16 protein-coding genes are annotated in these 15,000 nt (G+C 67.5%); 5 read left to right on the forward strand and 11 right to left on the reverse strand.

The features are described 5' to 3' along the window. Window positions 1-98: 98 nt before the first annotated feature. The 7 genes from D7Y21_RS03070 to D7Y21_RS03100 all read right to left on the reverse strand — a co-directional run bounded on the left by D7Y21_RS03070 (window position 99) and on the right by D7Y21_RS03100 (window position 7,225). On the reverse strand, window positions 99-2,234 hold the full coding sequence (locus D7Y21_RS03070; protein ID WP_158627219.1) for a glycosyltransferase: 2,136 nt from the start codon (window positions 2,232-2,234) through the stop codon (window positions 99-101). After that, window positions 2,231-3,085, reverse strand: coding sequence for a glycosyltransferase family A protein (locus D7Y21_RS03075; protein WP_120561500.1), 855 nt, complete (start codon window positions 3,083-3,085; stop codon window positions 2,231-2,233). Before D7Y21_RS03075 ends, D7Y21_RS03070 begins: the two co-directional genes overlap by 4 nt. Continuing rightward, window positions 3,082-3,909, reverse strand: coding sequence for a radical SAM protein (locus D7Y21_RS03080; protein ID WP_199724160.1), 828 nt, complete (start codon window positions 3,907-3,909; stop codon window positions 3,082-3,084). The genes D7Y21_RS03075 and D7Y21_RS03080 overlap by 4 nt, the downstream gene beginning before the upstream one ends. 115 nt (window positions 3,910-4,024) lie before the next feature. Next, complete coding sequence (locus D7Y21_RS03085) at window positions 4,025-4,882, reverse strand: glycosyltransferase family 2 protein (RefSeq protein ID WP_120561501.1); 858 nt, start codon at window positions 4,880-4,882, stop codon at window positions 4,025-4,027. 32 nt (window positions 4,883-4,914) lie between these two features. Continuing rightward, a complete protein-coding gene (locus D7Y21_RS03090) occupies window positions 4,915-5,550 on the reverse strand; it encodes a hypothetical protein (protein ID WP_121711137.1) in 636 nt (211 codons plus the stop codon). Next, window positions 5,547-6,488 carry a 3-hydroxyacyl-CoA dehydrogenase family protein gene (locus tag D7Y21_RS03095; RefSeq protein WP_233611951.1) on the reverse strand — a complete coding sequence of 314 codons (942 nt, stop codon included), beginning with the start codon at window positions 6,486-6,488 and terminating at the stop codon, window positions 5,547-5,549. The genes D7Y21_RS03090 and D7Y21_RS03095 overlap by 4 nt, the downstream gene beginning before the upstream one ends. Before the next feature lie 230 nt (window positions 6,489-6,718). Further along, the gene (locus D7Y21_RS03100) at window positions 6,719-7,225 is read right to left on the reverse strand and encodes an SgcJ/EcaC family oxidoreductase (RefSeq protein WP_120561504.1); all 507 of its coding nucleotides are present in this window, start codon (window positions 7,223-7,225) and stop codon (window positions 6,719-6,721) included. On the opposite strand from D7Y21_RS03100, the gene D7Y21_RS43295 reads away from it, so the two are divergent. From D7Y21_RS43295 to D7Y21_RS03115, 4 genes are all read left to right on the forward strand, one after another. Continuing rightward, window positions 7,224-7,358: a hypothetical protein gene (locus D7Y21_RS43295; RefSeq protein WP_255427299.1), complete on the forward strand. Its 135-nt coding sequence runs from the start codon at window positions 7,224-7,226 to the stop codon at window positions 7,356-7,358. The two genes, D7Y21_RS03100 and D7Y21_RS43295, sit on opposite strands and share 2 nt — an antisense overlap. A gap of 230 nt (window positions 7,359-7,588) precedes the next feature. Next, complete coding sequence (locus tag D7Y21_RS03105) at window positions 7,589-9,019, forward strand: aldehyde dehydrogenase family protein (protein WP_233611953.1); 1,431 nt, start codon at window positions 7,589-7,591, stop codon at window positions 9,017-9,019. Between the two features lie 80 nt (window positions 9,020-9,099). After that, window positions 9,100-10,794 (forward strand): hypothetical protein, encoded by a 1,695-nt coding sequence (locus tag D7Y21_RS03110; protein WP_147469172.1) that lies wholly within the window; start codon window positions 9,100-9,102, stop codon window positions 10,792-10,794. A 143-nt stretch (window positions 10,795-10,937) separates the two neighbouring features. Next, a complete protein-coding gene (locus D7Y21_RS03115; RefSeq protein ID WP_147469173.1) occupies window positions 10,938-11,237 on the forward strand; it encodes a hypothetical protein in 300 nt (99 codons plus the stop codon). Between the two features lie 73 nt (window positions 11,238-11,310). On the opposite strand, the gene D7Y21_RS03120 is transcribed toward D7Y21_RS03115, so the two are convergent. Continuing rightward, window positions 11,311-12,165 (reverse strand): methyltransferase domain-containing protein, encoded by an 855-nt coding sequence (locus D7Y21_RS03120; protein ID WP_121711176.1) that lies wholly within the window; start codon window positions 12,163-12,165, stop codon window positions 11,311-11,313. 75 nt (window positions 12,166-12,240) lie between these two features. Between D7Y21_RS03120 and D7Y21_RS03125 the strand changes: the two genes are divergently transcribed. Further along, window positions 12,241-12,672, forward strand: a complete 432-nt coding sequence (locus D7Y21_RS03125) for a helix-turn-helix domain-containing protein (protein ID WP_121711147.1) — start codon at window positions 12,241-12,243, stop codon at window positions 12,670-12,672. Window positions 12,673-12,692: 20 nt separating this feature from the next. Here D7Y21_RS03125 and D7Y21_RS03130 read toward each other — a convergent pair whose 3' ends face one another. From D7Y21_RS03130 to D7Y21_RS03140, 3 genes are all read right to left on the reverse strand, one after another. Beyond that, entirely contained in the window at window positions 12,693-12,938 is a 246-nt protein-coding gene (locus D7Y21_RS03130; protein WP_233611955.1) for a hypothetical protein, read from the reverse strand. Between the two features lie 94 nt (window positions 12,939-13,032). Continuing rightward, complete coding sequence (locus D7Y21_RS03135; RefSeq protein ID WP_121711149.1) at window positions 13,033-13,665, reverse strand: glutathione S-transferase N-terminal domain-containing protein; 633 nt, start codon at window positions 13,663-13,665, stop codon at window positions 13,033-13,035. Window positions 13,666-13,719: 54 nt separating this feature from the next. Further along, window positions 13,720-14,952, reverse strand: a complete 1,233-nt coding sequence (locus tag D7Y21_RS03140; RefSeq protein ID WP_121711151.1) for a serine hydrolase — start codon at window positions 14,950-14,952, stop codon at window positions 13,720-13,722. Between the last annotated feature and the right edge of the window lie 48 nt (window positions 14,953-15,000).

Genomic DNA, 15,000 nt, shown 5'->3' on the forward strand with positions numbered 1-15,000 from the left:
AGGGGTATGGGCCCTTTCGGTTTGCTCACGGTGCATGTGGGCAGACCGCGAGGGTTCCCGAGGACGATGCTTCTCAGCCTCGCTCCAGTGGATGCCGCTCAGCTCCGTTTCGCGAGGATGCGTCGGATGATGTCGTCCTTGACGGCTCGCACCTCGGGTGTGCGAGGCGTCGAGCGTTCGTGGAAGTAGAGATACTCCGGGATGTACACGGGCTGTCGGCACGCCTCGACGATGGGGAGCATCGTCGCGTAGTCGGTGCACTGCTCGATCCACCGTCCGTCGAGCTGCAAGTCTTCTGGCGGGATGGCGTCGAAGAGCCGCTTCCTGAAGGCGCGCAGGTGAATCCATACCTCGCCGCCCCAGTGCCTCCGAGGCTCGACGAAGTCGGGGTGGTAGAGCTTCGTCGGCTTGTCCGGCCGGAACATGGACGCCAACACGACATCGCAGCCCCGCTCGTACTCGGCTCGTAGCCGACCGACGGCAGTGCGGCTCAGCAGCGCATCATCCATGTCGAGTACCACCACGAGCGCTTCCGGGTCGGCACAGAGCTCACGGATGCCCATCCGGAAGTTGGGGATTCGTCCCGCATGCCGTGCGTGCCGCACCAGCGTGCACCGGTCCCGGAATGGCTCAAGCAGTGGGCCCAGCCGCCACGGCGACAACCCTTCACTGGCATCGTCGATGAGGACGACTCCGAAGCGCGGGTCCTCTTGCATGGCGAGGCTTCCGAGACAGCGCCGCACCCGTGACAGGCCCGCGTTCCGCCCCTTGATGAGGAACACGATAGACTCACGGCGTGGCTCATACGCCCAGTCCTTGGCGTGCCCCATGAGGTCCCACTGGCCCCGCTGCACGTCTGGCACGCGTCCCTGTCCGACCAGGTCACGTGCACGGGCGAGGAACACCTCATCCGTCTTCAAGGCGTTCGGGGGGTGGACGTAGAAGGTCCGTGCATCGCCGCCGCGCAGGGTCCTCAATCCATGCCGCTGCTGGTGCCCTTCGAGCGAGCGGTACCAGGAGCGCGCGAGCCGCCCATTGACGAGTTCGTTTGGAAGCGGCCGGCATGCACGAACCCGCTCCAGGTCGAGCAAGCCACAGCGCACCTCTGGGACGAACGCACCGGAGGGCGCATCGTACGGCTGGGACACCACCCCCGCGGGCTGCGGGATGTTGAACGCCACTCCCAGGGCGTCCTCCGGCGATGCGGCCGCCCGCATCTCTTCAAGATAGTCGTGCCCGAAGTCGCCACGGCCGACGAGCACGTCGAGGTCGCACTGGAGCACATACCGGGTCCGTACCTGGTCGAAGCCCCAGAGTTGCGGAGTGATGGGGACGCCGCGAGCGGAGTGCGTGGCTTCACATGCGAGACCGAACCACATCGCGTTCACTGCCGCGATGAGTCCCGGCTCCTGGGGCGCAACCCAGACCTCGTCGAGGGTTCCCTCCGGCAGAAGTCGCTGTGCCGAGGTGAGCAGGCCCGGTAGGTCCCCCGGCGCGTATTCGCGCAGAAATGGTCCGGGGAACGGGTCCACGAGGAGGACGCGTCTCGCGAAACGGCGCGGGGATTCGAGCTGCCCGACGATGTGCCGCACCTGCGTGAGGAGCACCGCCACATCCATCGCGCACGCCTTGATGAGGAGCGTAACGTCGGAGGCCGGTGCGAGCTCGCTTTGCTCTGGCAATCCGGCGGTCCGCCACTGCCGATGCGCATGCTCGGTGAGCAACTCCCGGTAGAAGTCGGAGAAGCCAGGGAGGCTCGTGAGCGCGCCGTCCTCGCGTAACTCCCGGCTGCGCTGTCGAAGCGCCTCATCCGTCCACCCGAGCGCGGCAAGGGTAAACGCCCGCGCCGCGGCGTCACGGAAGTAGTCGACGTTCATCGGGACGATCCACGAACCGATGTCGACGAACGTCAGTCCGCCCCCTGGACGCCGACGGAAGTTCGCGCGCTTGATGTTCGCGCAGACGAGATTCTTTTCGAGACAGAAGAGGAGGAAGTCCCTGAGCTCGTCCAGGGGCAGGTCCTCGGCGGGACAGGTCTCGAACCAGGGATAGAACAGCACCCAGGCCTCTTCTGTGAACGTCCACTCCGGTTCGGGAATGAATGGCATGGTGCCGCGGAGTGCGCGGCTCAACCAGTCCACCTTTGATGTGTCGATGGCGCCCGGATGAAATCGCTTCTCGACGAAGTCGCCTACGCGCCGGACGACTCCCTCCTGGCCCGCCCCCAGAATCATCGTACGTGGCCCTGCCGTACCGCCCACGCTTGCGCCTGCGCGAACAGCGCCTGCCGTGAGGCAAGGTATCGCTCTGAACGCCGGTTCGCCGCAGTCACGTCTCCTCCCAGATTGTAGTCGCAGTACAGCGGGTCCGTGAGCACCGCGCCCGAGGGAGCGTGGTTCAACAGCAGGTCCGCGACGAGCCAGTGGTCCTCGGCACTCCAGACCTCCGGGTAACGCCAACCCGCTCGTGGACGCAGCAGGAGGTTGCATGAGGGCAGCTCGTTCCCGGCGGTGCCCTCGGCCATGGACCTCAGTACGGAGAGCACATCGACCGGTTGAAGAAGCGCATCCGTCGCGGGGTTCTCCCGCTCAAGAAGCCGTCCGTCCCGGACGAGCCGGTTCCCTCCGAGCACCCAGTGTGCATGGCGCCGGTCGCCCAACTCGCACGCCGCGGCCAGGGAGTGCACGGTCGAGAAGCAGTCATCCGCGTCGAGCCGAGCGACCCATCGTGCGTTTCGCATCGCCTCGTCGACGAAAGAGAGCGCCGCATTGCGCGCTCGAGAAGGAGAGCCACACTGCATGCGGCAGACAATGAGCGGAAGCCGTTGTCGGAAGCGTCCGACCGTCACCGCCCAGTCGTCACTCGAACCGTCATCAATCACCAGGACACCCAGGCCGCCTGCGGGGCGTTCCTGCCTCGCGATGGATTCGAGACAGCGGGCGAGCGGACCGGCCTGGTCGTGAACGTTGACTGCGACCACCACCTCGGAGTTCCACACGTGCGGTTCGCTGGCGACCGCCGCCACAAGCGCCCCGGCAACACTCACGGTCCGCGCGTGTCCGAATCCTGCGAGTTCCGGCGTCATGTCTGCTTCTCGAAACGGGAGGCCGTTGGCGCGGACACAGGCGCGGCTGCTTCGCCGGCGAGTACCATGGGGAGCGGCCGGCCCGGCTTGTGCCTCCGCCACCAGGCCCGATAGAGCGCAATCCAGGAGGGGGACATGCGCTCCTCAAGCAGCGCCGGCCGGAGGTTCGTGGGCACGTAGTGTCCGTCGCGGAAACGCCCGCACAGCCGGCAGTTGCGCTCGACGAGGTCCGCCATGTCATCGTCATCGCTGGGAAACTCCCGCCGGCCGCCCTCTCCGGTGATGCGCGCCACCCCGCCCGCCACGGCGCACGGGAAGTAGCCGAGCGGCGTCAGTCCCATCCCGCAGTCGCGCATGATGGCGCAGCCATTGCGGAAGTCGGCGTTCCGGTACGCGGCATCGTCCACCGGCGCAAGGTTGAAGGGGCCGAAGGCCGGCTGTACCTCGCCCGTTTTGGCGGAGTTCTCGATCCAGATGTCCGCTGGCAGCCGGGAAAGCTTCGACCGGACGGCCTCCCCATGACCGTTGGTCACGACCTCGATGAGGCACTCCGGATGCGACCGGCGGTAGCGGCGCAGTTCCTCGATGATGGCGAAGAAGGCGGGGTGGAGCGTCGGCTCGCCGCCCAGCACGCGGATGCGCCGCCAGCGCTTTCCCCGTGTAAGGGATTGATCGACGAAAGAGGTTACGGCTTCAAGAGGCAGGTGGAGTGCCTCCGGAGCCTGCCTCACGGAGCGGTTGCAGTTGAAGCAGTTCAGGTTGCAGAGATAGGTGATGTCTATCTCGATGAGTTCCTGGCTGCGGCGGTACTGAGGTCCAAGCACGTGTGTGAGGCTTCGGGAGACGCGCTGATGGCGCCACCACGCCCGCGCCCGGTACCACATCCGTAGCGGGAACAGCCACCGGCCTGATGCCTTCGGCGGCCTGCCGAAGCTGCTCTCAGACGCTCTCATGCAAATCCCCCCACGGCTGCTGGTGCGGGGGAACATCTTCCCCGCGCGCTTCGATTTCGGTGCGGCGCACGCCGAACAGCCCTTCGGCGCGCGCGAAGAACGCTTCGGCCTGGGCTTCCGACATCTCACCACCGTAGAGCCGCCAGAACCAGCGCAGACCCGAGATTTTCGCCGGTGAGCGCGGTGACGACAGCGCATCCCCATGGGTGGACAGGTGCCAGGTCGCCGTCCAGTGGCCAGTGTATGCGATTCTGCTCCTCTGCGCCCTCAGCAGGCGGATGGCGAGGTCCCTGTCGTTGAGGCTCCGAAGCCCATCCCGGAATCCGCGAACCGTCGCCCACAGGCGCCGGGACACGAACGTATTCGACCCCTGCCATCCCGGATTCCCGACGAGGAAGTCGCCGGGAACAAGTCCTTCCGGAAGCGCGCGCTCCCGCTCGAGGCCATCCATCACCAGCCGGAGTCCAGACACGACGATGTCTGCCCGCGCGCGCTCGGCGGCACGGAGGTTCTCGGCGACGTGCGACGCCTCCCAGGTGTCGTCATCGTCGAGGAGGGCTACGAATCCGTCTCGTGAGAGGGCGAGCAGGTACTCCAGGCCGGTGTTCCACGCGCCCGCTGCCCCTGGGGGCCTCCGGTTGTCGAGCACGACGAGAGGCAGCGGATGGAGTAATCCCCGCAGCGCCGCCTGCTGCTCGGCATTGAATGACGCACCGTCATTCACCACGACGACCTCGCGAACCGCGTGGGTCTGCTGGTGGATGGAGGGCAATGAACGACCGACAAGAAGCTCCCAGCGGTTTCGCGTGGCAACCAGCGCCGAGCATCCTGGAAGAGGGGGCATTCCTCCTTTCTCAGCGCGGTCTGGCGGTAGGTTCAAGCGCTATTGCCAATTCCAGGCGTCACGCTCTTTGACTTCTCGCCCCTTTCCGGAGTGCGCATCCGGATGGCGAGCGCACGGCAGCCCGCTTCCGGCGCCGTGTCGGCGGGTGGGGTCCACGCTCCGAGCGAGTGATAGAGCCTGCCCTCGCGCCGCTCCAGGTAGAGGATCATGTTGAGGGGCCAGCCGCTGCCCTGGAACAGGTGCCGGTCCATGGGCGTGGGCTCATGGCTGACGCGCAGGCCACGCTCGTGGGGCGGACCGATGCGGTGCCAGTCCGGGTGCAGGTGGATGGAGCCGAGCACCTCCAGCCCCTCGGCTTCGGCCTCGGCGGTGATGCGCAGCAGCTCGCGCGGCTCACACCAGTAGCCGCGCCGGCCGTTGGCGTAGCAGGCGCCGAAGCGGGGGATGATGGCCGCTTCGAACTCCTGGATCACGGTGTCGTCCGTCTCGCGGATGTTGGTGGCGAAGCCCACGCGCTCCACGTGCATCGCGTCGTCCGTGAAGCGCCCCAGCAGCACGGCCCAGCTTCGGGGCGGCAGCTCCGGAGTGCACGCCGTGTACTCCCGGACGGCGTCCGCCATGAAGTCAGACAGCGCCGCAGGATCCACGAGCACGACGTCGGCGCTCATTCCCCGGACTCCGGCGTGGGAATGCGGCCCGCGGCCCGGTCCTCGCTCAGCTGCGTGATGAGGTGGCGGGCCATGCGCTCCTCGAAGGCGGCGGCGCTGTCCGGCGTCCACGGATAGAAGCCCTGGCCCGTCTTCAGGCCCAGCTCGCCCTGGTCCACCTTCTGGGCAAGCACCGGCGGCACCGGACGCCCCGAGCCGCGCAGGATGCTGGTGATGAAGTCCAGCCCCACGAGGTCCAGCCGGTCGAAGATGCCAGAGGCGCCCAGGCGCCGCCCGATGCCCTGGGTGAGCACGCGGTCCACCATCTCCGGCGTGGCCACGCCTTCCGTCACGAGCCGGAGCGCTTCGCCGATGAGCGCCTGCTGCAGGCGCGGGCCCACCGAGCCCGGCACGTCCCGCGCGAACACCACGGGTGACTTGCCCAACTCCTCGAGGAAGCGCCGCACCGTCTCCACCGCGGCGGGTGACGTCTTCTCGCCGGGGATGACGTCCACCAGCGGCACCAGGTGCGCGGGCAGGTAGTAGTGCGCGGAGAGGACGCGCTCGGGGTGCACGCAGTCGCGGGCAATGGCGGTCACGCTCAGCGCGGTGGTGTTGGTGGCGAGCAGGGTGTCCGGTGCCGCGAGCCGGTCCAGCTCCTTGAAGAGTTGCTGTTTGAGCGCCAGGTCCTCGGGGATGGACTCGATGACCAGGTCCTGAACCACGGCGGCCTCGGCGAGCACCGTGGTGCGATGGATGCGCGCGAGCGCGGTGGTGCGTTGCTCGGCGCCGAGCATCCCCGTCTCCACCAGCAGGGCGGCGTCGCGCTCCAGCTTCGCGCGCGCTGCCTTGCTGCTCTCCGCCTGCCTGTTGAAGAGCACCACCTGTCTGCCGGCGATGGCGAGCTCGAGTGCGATGCCGCACCCCATGGCTCCACCGCCGACAACGCCAATCCTCATCAGCCGCTTGTGTCCCATGGGGAGCGAGCGTGGCTGCCCGCCGCATGCGTGGCAATCACTTGAACGGTGGCTGCAATTGTCCAGGGCGCATGTGTGACGCGCCGTGCCTTCACTGGCTCATTTCGAGGCCCGCTCGCGAGCCACTTCCGCCAGCCGCCACCGGTACGGCTTCGGGAGTGCATCCCTGTCCGCCCAGGCCTTCGGGTGGGGGATGAAACCCTCATCCATGTCTAGGGGGCGGGCTTGGGAGCGGGCTTCACGTCGGTGTTCTGGCCCGCGACGATGCGCCACTGCTTCTGGGTGCGCTTCAGCACATACCGCATCTGCGTGCGCAGCAGCCCCTCCTCGGTGTTTTGCACCCCCGGAGGGAGGCCCGTGTGGCCGGTGACCTCGTGCATCGTGTCCACCACGGCGATGTCCTCGCTGGGGAAGAGGATCTTTCGCACGGTGACCTCGGCGTGGCTGGTCTTGAAGATGCTCGCGAAGATGGCGGCGTGGCGCGTTTCAATTTCCGCGCGGCCCTGGAACACGGTGCCGACGATGTTGATGAAGTCGGCGTCGTCCGTGAAGTCCCGCGTCCATGCCGTGGCGTCGTGGGCGTTCCAGGCCTCGGTCTGCGCCTTCACCAACTGGCGCAGGTCCAGTTCATCCTGGGCGTGGTCTGGGGGCGTGCAGGCCGTGGCTACAAACACCAGGCTCAGCGCCGCGACGACTGCGAAAGAAGAAGAGCGGGTCATGGACGCAGTCTGCCATGACGGGCCGGTGATGGCGGTCGTCGCCAGAGCGGCCGTGGTTGCTGCTGGAGAAGCAGCCGCCGCTCGCCAGCGGTCCCTCGTCGCGGGGAGGGCCATCCTCATCCTGGGGCAGTGACCTTTACGTCCGGGACGCACCGGGGACCGGGCCCTTGCCTGCCTCCCCAGACAGACGGGGCGTGCATGACGATATTGCGCTCATGCCGCAGCTCGTCATGGGCCGGCGCTTCAATGGATTCAACGCGCATCAACGCGCGAGGAGGAGCACCCATGCTGGATACCGAACGTGTTGGAGAGCCCCTTCGTCATCTTGAAAGTCGTCTCCTGTTGGCCGAGGCCCGGAGGGCCGTGCCGGAAGCCTTCGACTCCCAGGGCCGGCTGCTCTCTTCCGTCGCTGGAGGGTGGGTCCAGCCGCCTGCCTGGTTCAACGCTGTCTCGCCCATTGACGGCAGCGTCCTCGCGGAGCTGCCGCTGCTGGGTGCGGCCCAGGTCGCCGCGGGCGTCGAGCAGGCAGCGGCGGAGTTCGCGCCCTGGGCAGCCCGTCCGCTCGATGACCGCGCGCGCGCCGTCGCGGAGGCGGTGGTGCTGCTCCATTCGCACCGGGACCTGCTGGTCCGGATTCTCGCGTGGGATATCGGCAAGACGCTGCCCACGGCCTCCAACGACGTGGACCGGTGTCTCGCGGGCATCGCGTGGTACCTGGAGCAGATGGACCGGATGATCGATGGCCGCAAGCCGCTCGGCCTGGTCTCGAACATCGCCTCCTGGAACTATCCCTTCTCCGTCCTGCTGCTCAACGTGCTCGTGCAATCGCTCGCGGGCAACTCGGTCATCGCGAAGATTCCGACCCAGGGCGGCGGCGTCTCACTCACGCTCGCCTTCGCGTTGCTGCGCCGCGCGGGCCTTCCCGTCTCGCTCGTCGGCGGACGCGGGAGGGACCTCTCCGAGGCGCTCGTCGGCCATTCCCACATCGCGGGCGTCGCCTTCATTGGCGGCCGCGCCAACGGTGGTGAGGTCCACCGCCGCCTGCGTGACACGGACAAGCGCTATGCGTTGGAGATGGAGGGCGTGAACGCCTACGCCATCACGCACTTCACGGATTGGGACGGGCTCGGCGAACAGATTCGCGCGGGCTTCGACTTCGGCAAGCAACGCTGCACCGCCTACACCCGCTGGGTCGTCGAAAAGTCGCTCGTCCCGAAGTTCGTCCGGACGTATGTCGATACGGTCTCCTCGTTGCGCGTCGGCAATCCTGTCCTGGGGGCGCACGTGGACTTCGGGCCGCTCATCTCCCCCAGCAAGGTCGAGGAGCTCCGCGCCCTCATCGCCGAGGCGCGGAAGCAGGGCACGCAGGTGTTGCATCAGGGGATGGTCGCGGAGGACGCCTTCACCGCGCGGCAGGAGCGGGGCGCATACCTGCCGCCCGTCCTGCTCTTCGGCGTCCCGCGAGACAGTGAGCTCTACCTGCGCGAACCCTTCGGCCCCGTCGACGTCCTGGTGTCGGTGGACTCCGAGGAGGAGCTGCTGCGGGAGGCCAACGTCTCCAACGGCGCGCTCGTGGCCTCGGTGGCGACGGACGACCCGGAGCTTGCCCGGCGCATCGCGGAGCGGCTCCATGCCTTCAAGGTGGGCATCAACGCGCTGCGCTCGCGTGGCGACCGTGAGGAGTCCTTCGGCGGCAAGGGCGGCTCATGGGCAGGCGCCTTCGTCGGTGGCACCCACCTGGTGCGCGCCTTCACGGACGGCCCGGATCCCATGGAAGGCAACTGGCCCGCTTGAAGCGCTCACCCGCGCGTGGGTTCCAGGGGAGCACGCGGCGTGACACCATGGTGCGACCTTGAGTCAAACGGGAGCGCACGATGCAGGCTTTGAGGAACGCGGGCACGGTGTTGCTCGTGCTCGCACTGGGCGGTGGGGCCTTCGCGGAGGAGGACGGAATCTGGTCACCCAATGACCAGTTCCACGAGCCGAATGAGGACTGCGAGCTCGTGGCCGTCCTCCCCGCGCCCAAAGGGGCCTGGGGCGTGGTGGGGCACACCTGCAATCGATTGAACGGCGAGCCCGTGGGCAGCGTCGTGGTCATCGATGCCCTGGGCAAGCGCGACACGTCGCCGGCCTCCGTGGCGCTCGAAGCCGCGTCCGACCGGGACCGCATGAAGGAGCTGGTGCAACTGCTCGCCGTGCCTTCCGGGGGCTACATCGCGACGTATTCCTCCCGCGACGAGAAGGCTCCCCGAGGCGAGAGCGGGCCCGCGAGCATTGCCCATGAGCTCGTCCGCCACACGGCGGCGGGGGCGAGGGCGGACGCCTACAACAGCAAGGTGCGCGCGGCGCTGCTCGACAAGGTGGGCGCCTCGTCGTTCATCATCACCGCGGAGGTGGATGCGAAGTCGCGGCTCATCGTCGCGGCGTCAACGCCAGACGAGACCTACCTGAAGCAGGTGCCGCTGTGGCTGCTGCGCTTCACCCCCGCTGGTGCCCTCGAGCGCGCCGAGCGCTTCGACTCGGTCCTGAACGAGCTCAGGCTGGGCTGGTATGTGTTGAAGCAGGTCCGCGCCCGGGCCGACGGAGGCCTCTTCCTGAGCGGCCGGTTCCAACCCGAGGGGAGCCGGTCCGAGGTTCCCGTCCTCGCCCTCAACGCTCAGTGGAAGCCTGAGACGCGCTTCAACACGCCTCTCATCTCCTGGGTGATGAAGGGGGAGGGCGGCATCGAATTGAGCCTCATCGCTCCCCGTCCAGACGGTTCGGTCGTCGGGGTGGGAGACGTTGTCCAGGGAGAGACGCGCGCGCACGTCATGCGCCTGACGTCCGACGGCCGGCTCGACCCCACCTACAAGACCTTCCGGCAGGAGGGGGAATACCCCCAGGGCCGCTTCATGCGCGTGTCGGAGATGGGGCTTGGACCGAGCGGGAGCCTCGTGCTCGCCCAGAACTACGTCCCCGCCGTGGATCCGCCGGAGGGCCCCTGGCGCGCTCCGGGCCTGGTGCGCTTGAAGGCGGACGGCTCGGTGGATGCGCGGTTCCAGAAGGGGCTCGGCCCGGGACTGCGCTACCGGAAGGCGGCGGCGGAAGTGAAGCGCAATCCCGATGCCTCGGGCTTCCTCCGGATGGTGGCGGCGATGCCAGACGGGTCCGTGGTGGTGGATGGGCTCTTCGACGAGTTCGCGGGCCAGCCGGTGACACCTCCCATCCGGCTCGCGGCCGATGGCACCCGGGTGGCGGGCTTCCAGGCGCGATTCGAAACGGTCCTTCCGCCGAAGAAGCAGGTCCCCAACGCGACGACGAGCGCGTTCTTCAAGGCGGACGGCAAGCCGCACTACATCGAATGCTCCCGGCCGGGAGAGATGACGGAGACGTTCCTCTACTGGATACGGGGCGACATCTGGGGACACACCCCCTCATGCGCGGTCCACCTCGGCGGGAGCATGGCCACACCCGCGGGGGCGTGGCAGCACTGCGATGCGCGGGTCCGCAGGGCCCAGGCCCAGGGGGCCACCTGCGTGGAGACAAAGCAGGATCCGCTGGACCGCCGCCGCGGCTCCAGCGGGCCGTGAAATGCCCTGATTTCACTGTGTGTATTGAATTGGCGATTGTCTGTGAGTTTCAGGAATAATGGTCTAGAGAACTTTCAGGTCCGCCCCGGCTACCCGTGCCGGGACCGCTAAAGAACTGCATCCGGACCTGAGAGGAAACAGTCATGTTCAAGAGAGCAGCAGTGCTCATGGTGAGCTGCGTCGCGTTGCTGGCCGGCTGCGGTGGGAATCCGCAGCCCGAGAACGAAGCGAACACCTCCGACGTCACCAGCGTCGGCAGCGAGCTCACCTGTTCTGGGGATGGCGAAGCGGTGTGCGACGGCGTGTGTACGAGCACCTACACCGACCTCAGCAACTGTGGTTGGTGCGGAATGCGCTGCGGTTTCCCGGGCGGTAACAACGTGTGCTGGTATGGCACGTGCTACGCCTGTGATTCGAACGGCACGAACTGCGTCGCCATCTGAGCTGACTCCTCGGATTGGAGCCTCCTGGCGAATGCATTCCGCCAGGAGGTTCATCCCGGGCTGTGTTGAAAGCTCAGGGGCTCGCTGACGCCCTGGCCCCCACCTTCCAGCAGGCAGCGGTGTAGCGGACCTCCGCCCCGTGCACGAAGGGCTCGAACGCGGCGCGGACCGTTTCGATGACCTGGGTGCGAGTCTTCTCGTTCACGTCCTGGAGGGCCCTCCCGAGGAACCCGAATCGGGTCAGGTAGTTGACCAGCTCCTTCTCGGGCAGGGTGCAGGTCACATCGATGGGGCGGATATCGATTCCGGCCCAGCCGCTCTGCTCCAGGATGCGGTGAACCCGGTTCGAATCCGCGAAGGCGAACTGCCCTGGCGCGTCCGGCTGGCGGACAGGGAGGTTCGACAGGAGCGGCGCCGCGGCGCGCTCGGCCGTCGTCATGAACGGATTCTCCGAGGGGCTCCGCCACGCGATGGCCAGGAGCTCGGCGTCGTTCTTCGCGGCACGCCGCAGGTTCGCGAAGGCCCGGACGGGGTCATCGAAGAACATGACGCCGAAGCGCGAGATGATCATGTCGAAGCTGGCGGGCTCGAAGGCGTGCAGTTGCGCGTTGGCGCGGAGGAAGCGGGCCGGAGTGTCTTCCTGAGCGGCCCGGGCCCGGGCGGCGGCGAGCATTGGCTCGGAGATGTCGATGCCGGTGCAGCGGCCCTTCGTGCCCAGCCGACGAGCGACGGCAAGCGTCGTGCTACCCGTGCCGCAACCGATGTCGAGCACCTGGCTCGCGGAGCCTGCGACGACTGCTTCGACGAGCAGGTTTTCGAACGGCTTGAACATCGCGTCGAGCAGTTCCTGGTTTTCAGCCCACGCGTGTCCGGCGGTGCCGTTCCACAGCTTCGTCTGCTCGTCCTCGGGCTGGCGTGTGTCATCCATGGGGAGCTCCTCCTGCTTGCCTTCAAGAACCATAAGCCGCAGGGTGCCACTTCAAGTCGACTTGAGGTCAAGAGGATGACTGAACTGGACATCACGGAGGTGGCGAGGCGCTCCGGCGTTCCTGCCTCGACATTGCGCTTCTATGAGGGGCGGGGGCTGATCGCCTCCATCGGAAGGCGGGGGCTGCGCCGTCTGTTCGGGCCCGAGGTGCTGGAACGATTGGCGCTGATAGCGATGGGGCGCGCCGCGGGCTTCTCGCTCGATGAGATAGCACTCATGTTCGCACCGGACGGGCGACCGCGAATCGACCGGAAGATGCTCGCGGCCCAGGCGGAGAAGCTGGACAAGACGATCCGCGAGCTGAGCGCGATGCGCGACGGCCTGCGGCACGCCGCGTCCTGCCCCGCGCCAAGCCACATGGAGTGCCCCACCTTCCGCCGCCTCCTGCGAGGCGCTGCGTCAGGCGCGGTGGGCGCGCGAAGGAAGAGAACACCGCGGCGGCCGTAGAGCGAGGACGGGCTCAGTCATCAACCAATGGCGATTCTGGAGACCTCGGCGATGTCCAGCTCGCTGAACTTCTCCAGAATCCAATCGATGCGTTCGAGAAGCGAATCATTCTTCGGGTTGCCTGCCAGCGCATCCCGCAGCTTCCGGAGTTCATCCATCACTGCCGGCAGGTTTCCCACTTCGACAATGGGGCCATTCTCGAATTGGGGAACCCACTTGAGTCCGAGCTTCTCCGCCGTGGGAAGCCACAAAGCGTGGTACGCCACCCTGGGTGGCAACCGGAATGTAGAGTGAGTCCCTGTCCTTCGCTTTGAAGGTGATGAGAATTGCGACGGACATCAGTGGAGCTCTTGGTGATGGTCAGACATCGAAGCGGAACAGGGTTGCGCTGGCGGATGGGCGCTGTGCGAACTGCTGACAGAAGCGGTTCAGTGTTTCATAGGAGGCCGTGGGCAGGACGTCCCGGAACTCCAGATGGGTCACGAGGCAGAAGAGCGTGACCTCCAGGTAGCTCAGGTCCCGCTCGGGTGGAAGGGCGGCCAGCGCGGCGCTCGCGTTCGCCTCCAACCACGCCATCATGTTGCCCAAGGACTCACGGAGCTTGCGTGCGTGGGTCGTGCCTTCACCGGCGCCGGCCATCTTCTCCATGACCAGCGTCACCTCTGTCGCCATGGCTTGCAGGGTGAGTTCCTGCATGTTCGCCAGCAGGGGCACGTCTAGGTCCTCCGGCCACACCACCCGGGGCCTGGAGTTCGACCGCCGCCACAGCTCCCGGGAGACATTGAGCGCTCCGAACCAGGCACCTTGAGCTGTCTTCAGGACGGGGATCCGGAGCGCGGGGTTGCCGCCATAGTCCTCCGGGTTCGTGGACAGGAGGTCCCGCACCACCTGGAAGGAATGGTCGACGCCCAGCTCCGCAGCGAAGAGCCGGGCAATGCGTGTGAAATGCGAGCTTGAACGACCGATGATGACAGGCTTGTCGAGCGCGGACATGGGAGCCTCCAGTCAATGTGACGTGGCAGGCTAACCCCATCTCGCCCCAACCCCCTATGGCTGGGAGGGCCCCTGCAGGGCCGCCATGATGATCCGCACGGCGATGTCCGGCTGGTCCCCTCCCATGTGGAGCGTGTTGACCGAATAGATGATGCGCCGGCGCAAATCCCGCGTGGCACCCATCCCGTTGTTGTAGCCGTGCCGGTCGCCCGTCTTACCCCAGAAGATGACGCCGTTGATGTCGTGGCGCCTGAGGCCCGCGCTGTAGCTGGCGCGGCCGCCTCCCGTGGCGGGCAGGTCCGGGACGGTGAACAGCTCCTCCTGCTGCTTGCGCGGCAGCAGCCGTCCCTGGAAGAGCGCGACGAGGAAGCGGTCCAGGTCCTCGGCGGTGGAGATCATCTCTCCGGCGGCCCAGGGCACGGACTGGCTGGCCTCGGTGACGTCCACCAGGCAGCGCGTGCCGTAGGCGATGGCGCCCGCCGGGCAGCCTGTCTCTTCCGGCGCGACCTCTTCGTAGCCACGCGTATGGCGCCCGGGAAGGGTCACGTCGTTGCCGGGCACGAAGGTGTCCCGCAGGTGCAGCGGCCGCAGGATGCGCTCGCGCACCGCGTCCCCGTAGGGCCGGCCCGTCACCTGCTCGATGAGCAGCCCCGCCACGAGGTAGCCGATGTTGCCGTACTCCTGCTGCGTGCCCGGGGCGAAGCGGGGACCCTGGGGGAGCGACAGGGAGAGCAGCTCCCGGGGGCTGAAGCGCCGGAAGCGGTTCTCGAAGAACCAGTCGGGGTCCTTCTGCGGCACCGGCACGCCGGGCAGGCCGTGGGTGAAGTTGAGCAACTGGCGCACGGTGATGGGCGCGTAGACGCCCGCGGGCAGCAGGCGTGGCAGGTAGTGCTGGACGGGCCGGTCCAGGTCCACGCGCCCTTCGGCGGCGAGCTGCAGCACGACGATGGCCGTGAACGTCTTCGTCATGCTGCCAATGCGGAAGTGCGCGTCGGCGGGCACCGGAGCGCCGGTGCGGATGTCGGCCACGCCGGACGTGCCCAGCCAGCGCCCGTCCGCGCCGCTCACCCGGACCAACGCGCCGGTCACCTCCGCGTTCGGCAGCCCCGCGATGGCCTGTCGCAGCGCCTCGCGGTTCAGGGGCGGCAGGGTCGACTGCACCGCCTCCAGCTCCTGGTCGCCCACCTCCAGCGCGGCACCGGCTGGTGCCTCCGGCCCGCAGGCAGGGGCCGTGAAGCTCGCGAGCAATGCCATACCCAGCCGCAGTCCGCGGTGCAGGACAGCCATGTTCCATCTCCTGTGAGGGAAGGCCGGCGCTTTCCGGCCGGCGGATGG

The sequence above is a fragment of the Corallococcus sp. AB045 genome (assembly GCF_003668895.1).
Classification (GTDB): domain Bacteria; phylum Myxococcota; class Myxococcia; order Myxococcales; family Myxococcaceae; genus Corallococcus; species Corallococcus coralloides.